Genomic DNA, 17,172 nt, shown 5'->3' with positions numbered 1-17,172 from the left:
TCTAAAGCTATGCGGCGGCGCCTGGAATTAGTATTGCACTTTCGTGGTTTTTCTATTATAATAGGAAAGCTATTCTATATGTAAAGGACACAAAACCATGCGGGTAACTTTTTACACCTTGGGCTGCAAGGTAAATCAGAACGAAACCGGCGCACTGGCACAGCTGTTTGAGGAAAACGGCTACACCGTCGTCTCCAACGAGGAAGGGGCCGATGTCTATATCGTCAACAGCTGCACCGTCACGAATTTCGGTGACCAGAAAAGCCGTAAGTGGCTGCGCCGCGCCAAGCGCGAGAACCCCGGCGCGGTGACGGTGTTGACCGGCTGCTATCCCCAGGCTTTCCCCGAGGAGGCCGCCGAGATCGCCGAGGCTGACGTTGTGACCGGCTCCGGCAACCGGCACGCGATTCTGGCCGATGTGCAGAAGGTGCTGAACGGCGAGGAGGAGCGTGTGGTAGATATCCGTCCCCACGAGAAGGGAGAACGGTTTGAAGAACTGCCCATGGATAAGTTTGCCGAGCACACCCGCGCCTTTGTCAAGGTCGAGGATGGTTGCAACCGCCGCTGTGCCTACTGCGTCATTCCCCGCGCCCGCGGCCCGGTGCGCAGCCGCGACGAGGCCAGTGTGCTGGAAGAACTGCGCCGTCTGTCCGACGCAGGCTATAAAGAGGTCGTGCTGACGGCCATCAGCCTGCCCAGCTACGGCACCGACAGCGGCACAAGCCTGGTGGAACTGATTGAGAAAGCCGCCGAGGTACCTGGCATTGAGCGTATCCGCCTTGGCAGCCTGGACCCGGATATGCTGCACGACGAGGATATTCTCCGGATGGCGGGCGTGAAAAAACTCTGCCCGCAGTTCCATTTGAGCCTGCAAAGCGGCTGCGATAAGACGCTGCGCGCCATGCGCCGCCCCTACACCACGGCCCAGTACGCCGACATTGCCGCCAAACTACGGGAAGCCTTCGGTGCGGAGAAGGTCAGCTTTACGACCGACGTCATTGTCGGTTTTCCCGGTGAGACCGAGGAAGACTTTGAAGCCAGCATGGCTTTCGTGACCGGGATGCAATTTTTGAAGGTACACGTGTTCCCCTACTCCCGCCGTGAGGGAACAGCCGCGTATGACTTCCCCGGCCAGGTGCCAGAGCACGAGAAGGAATCCCGCAGCCGCCGTATGACCGCCGCTGTGGAGGAAGTACGCGCCGCTGAGGTGACCGCCATGCAGGGCCGCACGGCCAGTGTACTGCTGGAAACGCCGCTGTCCAACACGCTGTTCACCGGCTACACCAAGCAGTACCTGCCGGTGCTGGTCAACGCCCCCGGGCACAAAACCGGGGATATTGTGGATGTGACGCTGGGAGCGTGGGACGGCAAACGCTGCCGGGCGGAGAGTATCTGATAGCTACATTTACTGCGAAGCAAAAAATATGCTTATTTTTCCTGTTTTTTGTTGCCTGTCCTCTTGCAAAAAGCATGGATTTTTGGTAAAATTTTAACAGGAGCGGGTATGCCCGCCGATAAGTCCATTTAAGAGCAAACGGAGCAAAAAAAAGGAGCAATTAGAATGAGAGGCATTTACACCCCCGTAACGGATATCCGTCGCAAGGTGTTCACTGAGGTTGCCCGCATGGCCTATGAGGTCAACGAGCTTTCCGATTACGAGCAGCTGATGCGTGAGCTGCCCTTCAAGATCATCCCCGGCGAGGAGAAATCCCTGCGTAGCAGTATCTTCCTGGAGAGAGCCATCATCTCTGAGCGTGTCCGCCTGGCTATGGGTATGTCCCTGCGCCCGCTGGACGAGAGCGTCCCTGCCAGCGAGGGTCTGGAGCACAGCGTCATCGCAGACAAGTACTACGAGCCGCCGCTGATCAACGTCATCAAGTTTGCCTGCAACGCCTGCCCGGAGAAGGTCATCAAGGTCACGGCCATGTGCCAGGGCTGTCTGGCGCATCCCTGCCAGGAGGTCTGCCCCAAGCACGCCATCAGCTTCCGCAACGGCAAGAGCCACATTGACCAGAGCCTGTGCGTCAAGTGCGGCCGCTGCGTCAACAGCTGCCCCTACAGCGCCATCGTCAAGACCGAGCGTCCCTGCGCCGCCGCCTGCGGCATGGGCGCGATCCACTCTGACGAGCACGGCCGTGCCGAGATCGATTACGATAAGTGCGTTTCCTGCGGTATGTGCCTTGTCAACTGCCCGTTCGGTGCCATCGTCGACAAGGGTCAGATCTTCCAGCTGATCCAGTCCATCAAGCGCGGTGACAAGGTCGTTGCCATCGTCGCCCCTGCCTTCATCAACCAGTTCCCTGGTATGACCCCCGCCAAGCTGAAGGAGGCCATGCGTCAGCTGGGCTTCGCCGATGTGGCCGAGGTCGCTATCGGTGCTGACCTGTGCACCATCGACGAGGCAAAGGACTTCATGGAGGAAGTCCCCGCCAAGATTCCGTTCATGGGCACTTCCTGCTGCCCGGCATGGAGTGTTATGGCGAAGAAGCTGTTCCCCCAGCAGGCCGAGTGCATCAGCATGGCCATGACCCCGATGGTCCTGACCGCCCGCCTCATCAAGAAGGAAAAGCCCAACGCCCGCATCTGCTTCGTCGGCCCCTGCGCCGCCAAGAAGCTGGAAGCCAGCCGTCGCTCCGTCCGCAGTGAGGTCGACTTTGTGCTGACCTTTGAGGAACTGATGGGCCTGTTCGAGGCGAAGGCTGTCAACTTTGCGGACCTGTCCGACAACCCGGAGGATGCCTTCAACAGCGCCAGTGCTGATGCCCGCGGCTTTGCTGCTTCCGGCGGTGTTGCCCAGGCTGTTGTCAACGCCATCAAGAAGATGGACCCCGACCGCGAGGTCAAGGTCATGAGCGCCCAGGGTCTGGCCGACTGCAAGAAGATGATGATGATGGCCAAGGCCGGCAAGTACAATGGCTACCTGCTGGAAGGCATGGCCTGTCCGGGCGGCTGCATTGCCGGTGCCGGTACGCTGGCTGACCCCGCCAAGAGCGTGGCTATGCTGAACAAGTACAAGAGCGAAGCCACCATGAAGGTCGCCACCGAGACCCCGTATCAGGATTCTCTCGACCTGCTGCACTACTAATTTGTAAATAGAAACTGCCCTGTGGAGCGAATGACTCCACAGGGCAGTTTTTGTTTTGGGGTGGCGGTTGGTTTGCGGGCCGATGCTTGTCATCCGCCCGGGACGTCGAGGACGCCCCTACTTATGGTATTTCATCCCTGCATTGATGGTGCAGGCGCGATAGAGCTGCTCTGTCAGGACCAGGCGAGCCAGTTGGTGGGGCAATGTGATACGCCCCAGACTGATGCGGGCCTGCGCGGCACGCTTGACGCTGTCGTCCAACCCATGGGAGGAGCCGATGACAAACGCCATATCCCCTGCGCCGCTCATGGCACGCTCAGCAATCATGGCAGCCAGGTCCTCGCTGGACATCTGCCTGCCCTCGACACAGAGGGCAACAAGATACGCCCCCTTGCGCACGCTGGCTAAAATCGCCTCTCCCTCCTTTTGCAGGGCTTTGGCAATCTGCTTATCGCTGGCGTTTTTGTCGGCAATCTGCACCTCCGGCAGCTCGATAATGCGGAAATTGCAGAAACCACCCAGCCGTTTCTGATATTCGGCTACACCCTGCGCGAAGTAGGCGGCGTTCATCTTGCCAATGGCAATCAAATCAATATTCTGCATGGTCTCTCCCCGCTTAAAATTCAATGTAGGGGCTGACTTCGCTGCGGTGCTGCGCCTGAATCAGCACATCCCGCCCGGGCTGGATGCCCGCTGCCAGCAGCACGTTATAGACCGTAGTCAGCGCCAGCTCCGGCGAGTTGTTCGTCTGGCTCAAATGGCAGAGGGCAAACTTTTTGCAGCCGTCCTGGATCAGGTCAAGAATTTCCGCCGCGCAGGCCTTGTTGTCCAAGTGGCCCCGGTCGCTGGCAATGCGGACTTTCAAATAGTAGGGATACGGCCCGCCGTGCAGGCTGAAAGCGTCGTAGTTGGCCTCCAGCGCTACCAGGTCACACCCGATCAGGTTATCCTGTACGACCGGCGTCAGATAGCCAAGGTCAGTGGCAAGGGCCATCACATGGCCGTCCGTTGCGCGGACGCGGTAACCGCAGCAGGGCACGTCATGGCTGGTGGGAAAAGATGTCACGGTAAACTCACCAATTTCAAGCGTCTGGCCGTCCACCGGAATTGCATCCACCGTAGGCGGGATGGTTCCCCTGGATTGCAGGGTATCCAGCGTATCCGCGCAGCCGTACAGCGGGGTGGGATATTTTTTCAGGAAGGTGTCCAGCCCGGCGACGTGGTCGGAGTGCTCGTGCGTGATGAGGATGCCAGCACAGTCGCTGACGGCCAGTCCTAGGGATTTCAGCGCAGTCAGAGTTGTGCGGCAGCTTTTGCCCATATCGATGAGCAGATATTGGTCGCCGCAGCGCACCAGCCCACAGTTGCCGGAGGAGCCAGAATACAAGGTGGTAAAATATGCCATTTGTCTGTCCTAACGCTTTCCATAAAAATTGGGCCGCCTAAGCGGCCCAGGAGTTTTTTACATTGCCCGGCTCACGGCATTGGCCGGAATTTCCACACGACGGATATCTGCGCCCAGGGCCTGCAGTTTCTCCACAATGTTTTCATAGCCGCGCTCAATGTGGATGGTCTCATCCACTTCGCTTGCGCCGTCGGCTGCCAGCGCAGCCATGACCATGGCGGCACCGGCACGCAGGTCAGTAGCCCGCAGCGGCGCGGGGTGCAGTTCCTTGACGCCCTCAATGACGGCGACCTGACCATCCACCTGGATGTTTGCACCCATGTGGATCAACTCATCCACATAGCGGAAACGGTTTTCCCAGATGCCCTCGGTCACGATGGAAGTACCTTTGGCAAGGGTCAGCAGCGCCGTCATCAGCGGCTGCATATCCGTCGGAAAGCCGGGGTGCGGCATTGTCTTGAGTTTCAGTGGACGTAGCTCACCTGTGCGGGTGATGCGCAGGGCATCGTCAAATTCCTCCACCTCGCAGCCTGCGGCACGAAGCTTGGCTGTGATAGGCTCCATATGCTTGGGGATGACGTTGTGCAGCGTGATATTGCCCTTGGTGATGGCGGCGGCTACCATGTAGCTGCCGGCCTCGATCTGATCCGGGATGATAGAGTAGTTACAGCCGTGCAGCTGCTTGACGCCGTGGATTTTGATAACATCCGTACCGGCGCCATGTACATCTGCGCCCATCATGTTCAGGAAGTTGGCAAGGTCAACGATGTGCGGCTCACGTGCGACGTTTTCAAGGATCGTAGTGCCTTCAGCCAGAACGGCCGCCAACATAGCGTTCATCGTCGCGCCGACGGAGACTGTGTCAAAAAACACATGGCCGCCGACAAGGTGATTCGACTTGACATGGATTTGACCGTACTCCACCGAATCCTCGGCCCCGAAGGCGTTGAATGCCTTCAAGTGTTGGTCGATGGGGCGCGGACCCAGGTTACATCCGCCCGGCATGGCGACCTGCCCTGCCCCAAAGCGGCCCAGCAGTGCGCCAAGGAAGTAGTAGCTGGCACGCATCTGGCGAGACAGCTCATTGGAGACTTCGGTGCTGTCAATATGCGTCGTATCGATCTCATAGGTGCTGCGGCTGACCATGCGGATGCTGGCACCTAGCTCGCTCAATATCTGCAGCGACGCCATAACGTCGCTGATGCAGGGAAGATTTTCAATCAGGCATTTTCCGCCCGCTAAAATCGTGGCAGGCAGTATGGCAACTGCGGCGTTTTTGGCACCGCCAATGTTGACATCGCCGACCAGCGGCTTGCCCCCGCGAATAACGTATTTTTCCAAGTGTAGCTCTCCTTTGTGCAGCGGTTCGCCGTCAACCCTCTGTCAGACAGCGTTCCAATAGTACACACTTTACATGATTATACAACATTTTGCGGTGATTGAAAAGTCCTGTTCTACCTATTTGCAAAATTTTTGTGAAACAGTACAAGATGTGCTTGTTTTCGACAGCACTTTCAAGCCAAATTACATACCGGGAAACAGCGTATAGGCGCTGAACAGTGCGCCGTTATACGACATCTCAAAGTGGCAGTGGTTGCCGGTGGAGTTGCCGGTGGAACCGACATAGCCGATGGTCTGGCCCTGGCTGACGGCCTGGCCCTGGGTAACGGCAATTTCGGACATATGGCCGTACAGGGTACGGTAGCCGTTGCCATGGTCGATTTCGACATAGTTGCCGTAGGAGTAATGCCAGCCGGCAGCAACGACCGTGCCGGAGTCGGACGCAATAATGGTCGTGTGGTAGGCCGCGCAGATATCTGCGCCTCGGTGGCCGTTGCCCATCCAGCGGCTGACATACTTGTAGCCCGGTACAGGCCAGATGAAGGAACCAGAGCCGACCTTGGCGACCATGCCGTTTTTAAGCTTGGTACCGGTGACGGTGATTTCCGGCGTGGGGGCCTGCAGCACATTATAGGCCACAGCCTGGCGGTCAGTGACCGCACCGTCGATCATCGTGGTTTCGTAGGTGATTTCTTCCGAGCCGTCCACGCCCTCCTGCACGGTCACGACCTTGCCGAAATCGTACTGGTCGGACTCGGAGTTCTGGGTGTCAAAGGGAATTGCCACGGTCTCGGTGTCGCGGCGGACGACCTTGACCTTGATAAGCTCTGCCGAGGATGCGCCGGTCGTAATGACGGTGCCCTCGGGAATTTCCTGGTCAAGGGAGAGCAGGTCGGGGTTCATCTGTGCCAGCGAGTCAAAGTTGACACCGGTGGTGTCGATAACGCTCTGTACGGTGTCACCCTCGACAGCAGTGTAGGTGTGGATACCGCCGCCCTCGCTCAGCGCGCTGATCACATCGGCGTAGGAGCTGACGGATTCCTGCAGGTAAACGCCGTCCACCAAGCGGATACTGTGGGCAAACGCCGTGTAGATGCTGCTGTCCATGGCATCCTCAAAGGGGGCCTTGATGTTTTCCAGATAGGTGCGCAGGTGGTCGCCCTCAGTGGTGACATAGAGCAGCTGGTCGTCCACATAAACAGCCGTGCCGTTGATGATCTCGTCACTGGCGGTACGCAGAATGGCGTTGGCAATCTCGCTCTCGGTCATTGTCTGGTTGCCGATGGACAGCGAATAGGTCGGGTAGACGTCCCAGTTTGTGTCGGTGATGTCCGAGCCGGAATTTTGCAGCATACGCTTGGCGGTGTTGATACGCGACTGCACATCCTCGCGGGCGCTCTCAAACACCTGCTCGCTCTCCACATAGCCGACGTTTTCGCCGTTCACCTGCACGTTCAGCACGAACTTCAGGCCCAGGCCGCCGCGCACAATGACCACCAGGCCCGCAGCTGCCACGGCGGGCAGGATGTATGTAATCGCGTTCCATACGACGATGGCATATTTGCGGATGCCGCTGGCAAGATACTTGGCCTTGGCGGCACGGACAGTGCCGGCCTCGCTCTCCTCCATCGTGTCCGGCAGGGCTTGGATGTGGCGGATGCCCGACGCCATGCGCACGAAGGGACCGGTCAGGTCCTCCACCAGCGTGATTAGCCCAATCAAAATCGGGCGCAGCACAATAAGCAGCAGGTTCAGCGCGGTATCGGCGACACCGTGCAGTACAGCGCCCAGCCTGCGGCCGACGCAGACAAAGACATACTCGACCCAGAAACCGACCATGTACAGCATATCGCCGACAACACTGCGGCGCTGCAAATCTTTCATGTAGCGGGATGCCTTGCGGCGGTTCTCGTTGCGTTTTTTCTCCTGGGCGGAATGAGCAAAGCGCGCATTCTCCGCGCTTTCCGACTGACCGGCGAGGTTTTCACTCTTCGGCGTCGCATCGGTTTGGATGGGATTCAAAATACGGAAGCTCCTTTCCGTGTGTAACAAAGTTTAAGTAAGTGCATCTTCGCCGCAGGGCAGACTGCTCAGCTGCCAGCCGTCCAGCAGGTTTTCAGTCTCGGCCAGGGCGGCCATGTCGGCGGGCAGCGGGCACTCGACCCGGATAGGCTTGCCTGTCAGCGGGTGGGCAAAATGCAGGATGGCGCAATGCAGTGCGTGGCGGGCAATGACTGTATCCGAGCCGCCGTAGAGGGTGTCCCCCGCCAGAGGGCGGCCGATATACGCCATATGGACGCGGATTTGATGAGTGCGCCCGGTGCAGAGCCAGCAGGCCACCAAACTGTGGCTGCGGCCCACGGCCAGCACCTGATATTCCGTCAGGCTGTACTTGCCATCTTCCCGCACGCAGCGGCCAATGATGGAATCACCCCGCCGCGCAATGGGGGCCTCTACCCTGCCGCGGCCCAATGGCATTGCCCCCTGCACAATGGCAAGGTAGCACTTGTGGGCCGAGGCAGCCAGCAACGGTGCGGCAAAGGCGTTCTGGGCGCAGAGCACAAGACCGCTGGTGTTTTTGTCAATGCGGTTGACAGGGCGGAAAATGCCGGTGCGCCCCTGCTGCTGCAGATGGTACAGCCAGCCGTTGGCCAGCGTGCCATCCGGGTAGTTCAGCGTGGGGTGTACGGCGATGCCCGCAGGCTTGTTGAGCACTGCGGCAAATTCATCTTCATAGGCGATGGAAAACGGTACCGGCTGCGGCGTCACCGATGTGTCATGTTCCGGTGGCAGCGCAAAGGAAATACACTGCCCGGCGTGCACCGGCTGGTTGGTGTGCAGGGGGGCATCATCGGCAAAAAAGCCGCTGCCGTCGTGCTTGACGGACTTGATCAGCCCTGCCGTGACGCCCTGCATTCGCAGGAACAGCCCCAGCTTGCAGCCCTCGTTCTCCGGCGGCACAGTATATCGCAAAACTGTCACAGCGCCGCCCTCCTCAAAGCCTACATGTGATTATTATACCACAAAACGCGCTGTGATGCAAACCCCAATGTCTGGCAATGCGCAGGCAAAAAAACAGCGGCACAACAAAGAAAACGACTTTCCCGCAGGAAAGCCGTCTGTGTTATTTTTGTGATTGCTGCAATTCTGCCGCGCGTTCCAGCACAGGTTTCAGGTATTGCCCGGTGAAGGAGTTGGGATTTTGCGCGACTTCCTCAGGCGTGCCGGTCGCGACGATGGTACCGCCGCCGCTGCCGCCCTCGGGGCCAAGGTCGATGATATAGTCAGCACGCTTAATGACGTCGAGATTGTGTTCGATGACGATGACCGTGTTACCCGCATCGACAAGCTTGTCCAGGACCTTGACCAGGCGGTGGACATCCGCGACGTGCAGGCCGGTGGTCGGCTCATCGAGGATATAGACAGTCTGCCCGGTGTCGCGGCGGGCCAGTTCATTGGCCAGCTTGACGCGCTGCGCTTCGCCGCCGGACAGCGTCGTGGCGGCCTGGCCCAGCTGGATATAACCGAGGCCGACTTCCTGCAAAGTCTGCAATTTGCGGGCAATTTTCGGGATGTTGGCGAAGAAAGCGCAAGCTTCCTCCACCGTCATATCCAACACATCGGAAATATTCTTGTCCTTGTACTTGACTTCCAGCGTCTCGCGATTGTAGCGCTTGCCCTTGCAGACATCGCATGGCACGTAGATATCGGGCAGGAAGTGCATTTCAATGGTCAGGATGCCGCCGCCCTCGCAGGCTTCACAGCGGCCGCCCTTAACATTAAAGCTGAAACGCCCGGGTCCGTAGCCGCGCATTTTGGCGTCCTGGGTGTTGGCGAACAGGCTGCGGATATCCCCGAACACGCCGGTGTAGGTGGCCGGGTTGGAGCGCGGCGTGCGGCCAATGGGCGACTGGTCAATGCCAATGACCTTATCGACCCACTCCATGCCCTCAACTTCCTCGCACTGGCCGGGACGGCTGCGGGCACCGTTCAGGGCTGCCGCCAGCGTCTTGTACAAAATTTCATTGACCAGCGTCGATTTTCCGGAGCCGGACACGCCGGTGACGCAGATCATCTTGCCCAGCGGAAAATCTACTGTGATATCCTGCAGGTTGTTCTCGCGTGCCTTGACGACGCGCAGGAACTTTCCGTTTCCCTCGCGCCGGGTGGCGGGAACCTCAACAAATTTGCGGCCCGACAAGTACGCGCCGGTGATGCTGCGCTTTGCCTTGCAGATATCCGCTACACTGCCAGCCGCGACGATCTCACCGCCGTGGACGCCCGCACCGGGGCCAACATCGACGATATAGTCTGCCTGACGCATCGTGTCCTCGTCGTGCTCCACGACAATCAGGGTGTTGCCCAAGTCGCGCAGGCGCTTCATCGTGGCAATCAGCTTGTCGTTGTCACGCTGGTGCAGGCCGATACTCGGCTCATCCAGCACATAGAGCACACCAGTCAGCGCACTGCCAATCTGGGTCGCCAGGCGGATGCGCTGGCTCTCGCCGCCGGACAGCGACGACGCGCCGCGGGACAGGGTCAAGTAACCCAGGCCCACACTCTTCAAGAAGCCCAGGCGCTCTTTGACCTCTTTAAAAATCGGCGCACCGATCATTTCGTCCCGGGCGCTGACCTTGGCGGTGTTAATGAAATCCAGTTCTTCATTGACGCTCTTGTCGCAGAAGTCGGAAATGTTGATGCCGCCCACGGTCACGGCCAGGCTGGTGGGCTTTAAGCGGCGGCCATGGCAGGCGGGACACTCCTCGCTGGACATGACAAGGGCGATTTCCTCCTTGACCCACTCGCTGCTCGTCTCGCGGAAGCGGCGTTCCAGGTTCGGAATGATGCCCTCAAACTGGTTGTAGTAGGTGCCCGAGCCGAACATACTCTCGCGCTGCATCTCAATACGTTCATCTCCGGTACCATACAGCAGGGCGTGCAGGGCCTCCTTGCTGAACTCCTTGATGGGTGTGTCCAGCGTGAAGCCGTAGTGCTTGCCCAGGGCCTTGTAGGTCATTTCCGAGATTGAACCCTCGGCATAGTACCAGCCGCTGGCCTTGATGGCACTCTCACGGATGGACTTGCGCTTGTCGGGGATGACGCGGGCCGGGTCTACTTTCATAAAGGTGCCCAGGCCAGTGCATTTCTCGCAGGCACCGAATGGGTTGTTGAAGCTGAACATCCGAGGGGTCAGTTCCTCGACCGAGACGCCGTGCTCGGGGCAGGCGTAGCTCTGACTGAACATCATCGGTTCGCCGCCGATAACGTCAATGACCACCAAGCCGTTGGCCTGAGCCAGCGCAGTCTCGATGGAATCCGCCAGGCGGCCGCGCACGGTATCGTTGATGACCAGACGATCAACAACAATCTCCACCGTGTGCTTGATGTTCTTTTCGAGGCCGATTTCCTCGCTCAGGTCATACATATTGCCATCGATACGCACGCGGGCAAAACCGGCGCGGCGGGCGGCGTCCAGTTCCTTGGCCTGGGTGCCCTTGCGGGCACGGACGACCGGGGCCAATACCTGGAAGCGGGTGCGCTCGGGCAGCTTAAGCACCTCGTCCACCATCTCATCCACGGTCTGCTGGGTGATTTCCCGGCCGCAGATCGGGCAGTGCGGCACGCCGATACGAGCGTACATCAGGCGCAGGTAGTCGTAAATCTCGGTGACCGTGCCCACGGTGGAACGCGGGTTGTGGCTGGTGGTTTTCTGGTCGATGGAGATTGCCGGGGACAGGCCGGTGATTTCATCCACATCGGGCTTTTCCATCTGCCCTAAGAACTGGCGGGCGTAGCTGGAAAGGCTTTCCATATAGCGGCGCTGACCATCCGCAAAGATCGTGTCAAAGGCAAGGCTCGACTTGCCGGATCCGGACAGACCGGTCATGACAATGAGCTTGTCTCGGGGCAGTTCCAGGCTGACGTTTTTCAGGTTATGCTCCCGTGCGCCCTTGATGACAATGCGGTTGTTCGGGTCGATTTTGATTTTAGAATTGCGCTTTGCAGGCGTTTTTTCGGGTGTGGTACTCAATTTTTATATTTCCTCCTGCCTTTGCGTGTTTTGGCGGCGGCCTTGCGCTCGCTGGTGTCGGCGGCGGTGGGGTCCTCTCCACGTTCCAGGCGCTGTATTTCGTCGCGCAGCTGGGCGGCCAGCTCAAATTGCAGCAAGCGTGCAGCCTCTTTCATTTCCTTGGTCAGGCGCTCAATGGTCTGCTGACGCTCCACGCGGCTCATGCGGTGCTGACGCATCCGCTTGTTTTCCTCGCTCATGCTGATTTCCAGCCCGTCGCCGATGGCCTTGACGATGGTCTTTGGCGTGATGCCGTGCTCTTTGTTGTAGGCATCCTGAATTGCGCGGCGGCGCTCGGTCTCCATGATGGCCCGCTCCATGCTGGGCGTGACTTCGTCGGCGTACATCAGCACCACGCCATTGGCGTTGCGAGCTGCGCGGCCGATGGTTTGGATTAGGCTCGTCTCGCTGCGCAGGAAGCCTTCCTTGTCGGCGTCTAATATCGCAATCAGCGATACCTCGGGCAGGTCCAAACCCTCGCGCAAAAGGTTGATGCCGACAATGACGTCGATAGCCCCAACGCGCAGATCTTTGATGATCTCCATGCGCTCAAACGTATCGACCTCATGGTGCATATATTTCGTCTTGACGCCGTGTTCTTCCAGGTAGTCGGTCAAATCCTCGGCCATCTTGACGGTAAGCGTTGTGACAAGGGCACGCTCACCGCGGTCAATGCGGGTGCGTATCTCGCCCAGCAGGTCTTCAATCTGCCCTTCGACTGGGCGCACCATGATAAGCGGGTCCAGCAGGCCGGTGGGGCGGATGACTTGCTCTGCCACACGGCTGGAATGCTGGCGCTCATACTCGCCGGGGGTGGCTGAGACAAAGATTTTTTGATGGATTTTCGACTCAAATTCCTCAAATTTCAGTGGACGGTTGTCGAAGGCCGACGGCAGGCGGAAACCGTATTCCACCAGCGTTTTCTTACGGCTGTAATCGCCGCCAAACATACCGCGCACCTGGGGCAGCATGACGTGGCTCTCGTCCACCATCAAGAGGAAATCGTCCGGGAAGTAGTCCAGCAGCGTTGTGGGGGTAGACCCCGGCGCACGGCCGGACAGCACGGCAGAGTAGTTTTCAATACCCTTGCACATGCCGACTTCCTGCAGCATTTCCATATCGTAGTTCGTGCGCTGCTGGATACGCTGTGCCTCGAGAAGTTTGCCTTCCTCGGTGAATTTTTTGACCTGTTCTTCCATTTCGGCCTGGATCTTTTTCAGGCCTTCCGCCATCTTTTCCGGGCCGACAATATAGTGGCTGGCCGGGAAAATCGCAACATGGCGCACAATATTCTTATGCTCACCGGTCAGCGGGTCAAACTCGATGATGCGGTCAATCTCGTCGCCAAAGAACTCTACCCGGATGGCGTACTCATCGTTGTAGGCCAGGTGGATGTCCACCGTGTCCCCTTTCACGCGGAACTTGTTGCGGATAAAGTTCATGTCGTTGCGCTTATATTGCAGTTTGACCAGGCGGCTGCACAGTTCATCGCGTTCCATCTGCATACCGGGGCGCAGACTGATGACCATGCTGCGGTAGTCGATAGGGTCGCCCAATGAGTAGATGCAGGACACCGATGCCACAATGATGACGTTGCGCCGCTCGGACAAGGCAGCCGTGGCCGAGTGGCGCAGGCGGTCGATCTCGTCGTTGATGGCGCTGTCCTTTTCAATATAGGTATCCGTGGAGGGAATGTAGGCCTCCGGCTGGTAGTAGTCGTAGTAGGAGACAAAATACTCCACGGCATCCTCCGGGAAAAAGCCGCGCATCTCAGTACAAATCTGGCTTGCCAGCGTTTTGTTCGGCTCCAGAATCAGCGTAGGGCGGTTGCACCGGGCAATGATGTTCGCCATCGTGAATGTTTTGCCGGAACCGGTGACGCCCAGCAGCGTTTGGGCTTCGTCCCCTTCGTTGATGCCCTGTACCAGCGCTTCTATCGCCTGTGGCTGGTCGCCGGTGGGCTGGAATGGGGCTTTCAAGTGAAAAACTTCGTCCATTGTCTCTCCTTTCAGAGTACAACGATTAGTTGTATAAAGATTATAGCACGACAAATTTTTAATGTAAAGTCCTTTGCGAACATTTTGTGCGAAAAAGCAGAAAAAATGCGCCCTGCCGGTCTGGCGGCAGAGCGTTTGGGGCAGGTTCATCGGCTGGCGGCCTGCAAGATGCCGCCGCCCGGGCGGTACTCGGGCAGGCTGCCACGGTTCAGCATTGAGCAGCCGTCCTCCCCTGCTATGATGATATGATCCATAATAGTAAAGCCCAGCTGGCCGGTGACTTCCATAATGCGGTAGGTCGTCAGGCGGTCGGCTTCGGAGGGGATGGCCAACCCGGTGGGATGGTTGTGGGCCAGGATGCCGCAGGTAGAGTTGGTGCGGGCCACGGCGCGCAGCAGCTTCCGAGTGTCCACCGTCACGCGGTTGGGCACACCCTCGGCGATGCGCAGATCCTGCACCGGTCGGCAGGCGTCGTCCAGCAGAATCAAATACAGCTGCTCATTCTGCACGCCGCGGAACAGGGGTTTCACGTACTCAATGGCCGCCTCGGCCTTGTCAAGAGCCTGGCGGGTCTTGCGCTTTTTCAGCTGGTAGTACCGGCCGAACGCCATAACTGTGGCAATCAGCCGCGCACTCTTGGGGCCGACCCCCTCAACCTGCATCAGCTCGTCGGGTTCGGCCTCCATCACCTTGCAGAAATCCCCAAAGTGGTTGATGAGCCGATGGGCCAATTCGTTGGTGTCTGCCCGCGGGATAGACAAAAACAGCAGGTATTCCAGCGCCTCATGCTCGGCCAGGCTGTCCAGACCGTCGCGGTCAACGCGCTCCTGCATCCGGGCGCGGTGGTTCGCGTGGAGATTTTCCTCTGCCATTTTTTCACATCCCATCTTTACGTTTTGCTGGTTTTATTATATACTGAATAGAGCATTTAGACAACTGTTTTACGCATGATTTTTAAAGAGGATACGATGAAAAGTTTTACAGCAGGCCCTAACGAAAACGGCGTGCGCCTGAGCCGCTTTGTGGAGGGCGTAACCAAAGATATGCCCCGCAGCATGATGTACAAGGCGTTCCGCAATAAACGCATCAAAGTCAACGGCAAACGCGCCGAGCCGGACACCCGGCTGCAGACCGGCGATTTGATCGAAATGTACATCAATGACGAGTTTTTCCCGGTGGGCAAGCCAGCCACCAAGACTGCCAAGCCGCAGCGCAAACAGCCCCCTGTGACCGTTGTGTACGAGGATGCCAACTTTGCGGTGCTGTACAAGCCCGCGCACCTGCTCTGCCACAGCGACCGCACCGGGGATGCCAACCTGGTGGATGCCTTTGCCGCATATTTAGAGGGCAAGGGCGAGTATGACCCCCACGCCGAAAAACGGTTTGCCCCGGCACTGTGCAACCGTCTGGACCGCGGCACGGAAGGATTGGTGCTGGCCGCCAAGAGTTACACAGCCCTGCGCGATCTGAACACCATCATCCGCGACGACTTAATGAAGAAGGAATACCTGACCATTACGGTGGGGGCCCCGCCCCAGGGCCGGTTTGTGGCCTGGCTGCAGCACAGCGAAAAAAACAACAAGGTGCGCATCCATGCGCGGGAGAGCGAGGGCTACAAGCAGATCATCACCGAAGTGACGGTCATCCGCCAGGCAGGGCCGTTTGCGCTGTGCCGCATCGGACTGATTACCGGGCGTACCCACCAGATACGCGCCCACCTGGCTTACCTGGGCCACCCAGTACTGGGCGATATCAAGTACGGCAACCGCAAGATGAACGAGCGCAGTGGGCTAAAGACCCAGGCGTTGTGTGCCCAGCGGCTGACGTTTGGCCGCATCCCCGAGGAAAATACACTGCACTACCTTTCCGGCAAGGTCATTAAGCTGAATGATCCGGAAATCATTAAGACGTTCGAGCGTTTGACGGCAGAAAAATAAAAAGCCGTGGCATTCCAAAAGCGGAATGCCACGGCAATTTTTTATGCCAAAATGAAATGATAGACCAAGGATACCGCAACAATCAGTGCGCAGGCGATGGCCGTGATGGGCGGGGCCAGGCGGATGATACGCTCGGCCATGACGTCATCTTCGCTGGACTCGTCGTCATCGGCGTAACGGCCTCGCTTCTTGGACTTCTTGCGATCATCGTAATCGTCGTCGTCCAGATCGTCGGTGTCGTACATCTGGGTGCCGTCGTCCTCGTCATCCTCGTCGTCGAACAGACGGCCCTTGGGGGCGTAACGGCGGACGCGCTCGGCTTCCTCGTCCTCATCATCCGCATAACCGTTGCTCTGCGGCTCAAAGGCGGCGGTAGCCTGTTCCGGCTCGTAGGCACTCTGCGGCGGGATATCTTGCTGGCCCGTGATAGCGGCCTGCACGGCGTTGGCCATAGCGCGGGGGTCAGTAGCGGCAGGGGCAGGCTGTGCCTGTGGCTGAGGGGCCGGGGCAGGCGCAACGCTGTTTGCAACGGCGTTGACTTCCTGCTGCTGGCGCTCGGCAGCCTGGCGGGCTTCCTCCAAAATGCCGGTCAGCGTGGCCTTGATGGCTGCGCGGTCACCGCCGCACTCGGAGCAGACGGTGGTGTTTTCCTCGTTGGGGTGGAACGCGCCGCAGGCGCAGAACCAGCCGTACTCGGTATCCTGGGGCACGCAGGTCAGCTGCACATTGCCGGTGCGCTGCTGCAAAGTGCGGGAAATGGAGCCAGGCAGCACACGGGGCATATTCAGGCGCACGCGCTTGTAGTTGCGCAGGTCAACGCCGCGGCCATTCAGGAATGCGCGATCCTGCTCGACTTCGACACTGGAGACCGGCGTGTCGCTGACATAGACGGCATCGTCACTGCCGAACACAGCACCGGGCTGGGCGTTGAGCTGCTCATAGTAGAAGTCATCCTCGCACAGGACCTGACCGGCGGCATCCTTACATTTGAAGTGGACGACCAAGCCGGTCAGCGGCTCGGTGCCGACATTTTTAAAGGTCAGGCAGACGGCGACCTCACCGGTCACGTCGCCTTTCAGCAGCTCAACACGCACAAACTGGACCGGGCTGCCGGCCGTGTAATAGTTAGCGCGGGACTGCGCCATCAGGGAAAAATTCTGATCCATAGTTCACACCTACTCTTTACTCTTGCGTGTCGGGCTGGGTGTTGTCCGGCTCGGCTGGCTGCTGGGTTTCGGTCTGTTCGGCAGGCTGCACAGGTTCTGCATTTCCCGGCGCAGGTGCTTCGGGTTTGGCGGTTTCGCCCTTGCCGATGTCATAGGGCGGCAGGGTTCCAC

12 protein-coding genes are annotated in these 17,172 nt (G+C 58.7%); 3 read left to right on the top strand and 9 right to left on the bottom strand.

Annotation, left to right across the window (positions count from 1 at the left end; all coding sequences use genetic code 11):
* Positions 1–97: 97 nt before the first annotated feature.
* Complete coding sequence (gene mtaB, locus ACZO0A_RS06960; protein ID WP_294717783.1) at positions 98–1,396, top strand: tRNA (N(6)-L-threonylcarbamoyladenosine(37)-C(2))-methylthiotransferase MtaB; 1,299 nt, start codon at positions 98–100, stop codon at positions 1,394–1,396.
* A 165-nt stretch (positions 1,397–1,561) separates the two neighbouring features.
* Positions 1,562–3,085: a 4Fe-4S dicluster domain-containing protein gene (locus tag ACZO0A_RS06955; protein ID WP_294717782.1), complete on the top strand. Its 1,524-nt coding sequence runs from the start codon at positions 1,562–1,564 to the stop codon at positions 3,083–3,085.
* 117 nt (positions 3,086–3,202) lie between these two features.
* Here ACZO0A_RS06955 and rlmH read toward each other — a convergent pair whose 3' ends face one another.
* From rlmH to ACZO0A_RS06915, 8 genes are all read right to left on the bottom strand, one after another.
* Complete coding sequence (gene rlmH, locus ACZO0A_RS06950) at positions 3,203–3,688, bottom strand: 23S rRNA (pseudouridine(1915)-N(3))-methyltransferase RlmH (protein ID WP_417345228.1); 486 nt, start codon at positions 3,686–3,688, stop codon at positions 3,203–3,205.
* A 13-nt stretch (positions 3,689–3,701) separates the two neighbouring features.
* Positions 3,702–4,490 (bottom strand): MBL fold metallo-hydrolase, encoded by a 789-nt coding sequence (locus ACZO0A_RS06945; RefSeq protein WP_291211935.1) that lies wholly within the window; start codon positions 4,488–4,490, stop codon positions 3,702–3,704.
* A gap of 57 nt (positions 4,491–4,547) precedes the next feature.
* Positions 4,548–5,831, bottom strand: a complete 1,284-nt coding sequence (gene murA, locus ACZO0A_RS06940) for a UDP-N-acetylglucosamine 1-carboxyvinyltransferase (RefSeq protein WP_302370583.1) — start codon at positions 5,829–5,831, stop codon at positions 4,548–4,550.
* A gap of 183 nt (positions 5,832–6,014) precedes the next feature.
* Entirely contained in the window at positions 6,015–7,853 is a 1,839-nt protein-coding gene (locus ACZO0A_RS06935) for a peptidoglycan DD-metalloendopeptidase family protein (RefSeq protein WP_302377015.1), read from the bottom strand.
* A gap of 33 nt (positions 7,854–7,886) precedes the next feature.
* Positions 7,887–8,813, bottom strand: coding sequence for an RluA family pseudouridine synthase (locus tag ACZO0A_RS06930; protein WP_302377014.1), 927 nt, complete (start codon positions 8,811–8,813; stop codon positions 7,887–7,889).
* A 142-nt stretch (positions 8,814–8,955) separates the two neighbouring features.
* Positions 8,956–11,811, bottom strand: a complete 2,856-nt coding sequence (gene uvrA, locus ACZO0A_RS06925; RefSeq protein ID WP_302377032.1) for an excinuclease ABC subunit UvrA — start codon at positions 11,809–11,811, stop codon at positions 8,956–8,958.
* Between the two features lie 47 nt (positions 11,812–11,858).
* Positions 11,859–13,898, bottom strand: coding sequence for an excinuclease ABC subunit UvrB (gene uvrB, locus ACZO0A_RS06920; RefSeq protein ID WP_486846185.1), 2,040 nt, complete (start codon positions 13,896–13,898; stop codon positions 11,859–11,861).
* A 146-nt stretch (positions 13,899–14,044) separates the two neighbouring features.
* A complete protein-coding gene (locus ACZO0A_RS06915; protein WP_215692122.1) occupies positions 14,045–14,770 on the bottom strand; it encodes a JAB domain-containing protein in 726 nt (241 codons plus the stop codon).
* Between the two features lie 96 nt (positions 14,771–14,866).
* Here ACZO0A_RS06915 and ACZO0A_RS06910 point away from each other — a divergent pair, with 96 nt between their 5' ends.
* On the top strand, positions 14,867–15,835 hold the full coding sequence (locus tag ACZO0A_RS06910) for an RluA family pseudouridine synthase (protein ID WP_291231462.1): 969 nt from the start codon (positions 14,867–14,869) through the stop codon (positions 15,833–15,835).
* A 41-nt stretch (positions 15,836–15,876) separates the two neighbouring features.
* Here ACZO0A_RS06910 and ACZO0A_RS06905 read toward each other — a convergent pair whose 3' ends face one another.
* Positions 15,877–17,001 carry a hypothetical protein gene (locus ACZO0A_RS06905; protein ID WP_291231461.1) on the bottom strand — a complete coding sequence of 375 codons (1,125 nt, stop codon included), beginning with the start codon at positions 16,999–17,001 and terminating at the stop codon, positions 15,877–15,879.
* Positions 17,002–17,172: the final 171 nt, after the last annotated feature.

It is taken from the genome of Gemmiger sp., assembly GCF_057431175.1.
Note: the sequence above shows the minus strand (reverse complement) of the source record. Positions and strands in the feature narration are given on the sequence as shown.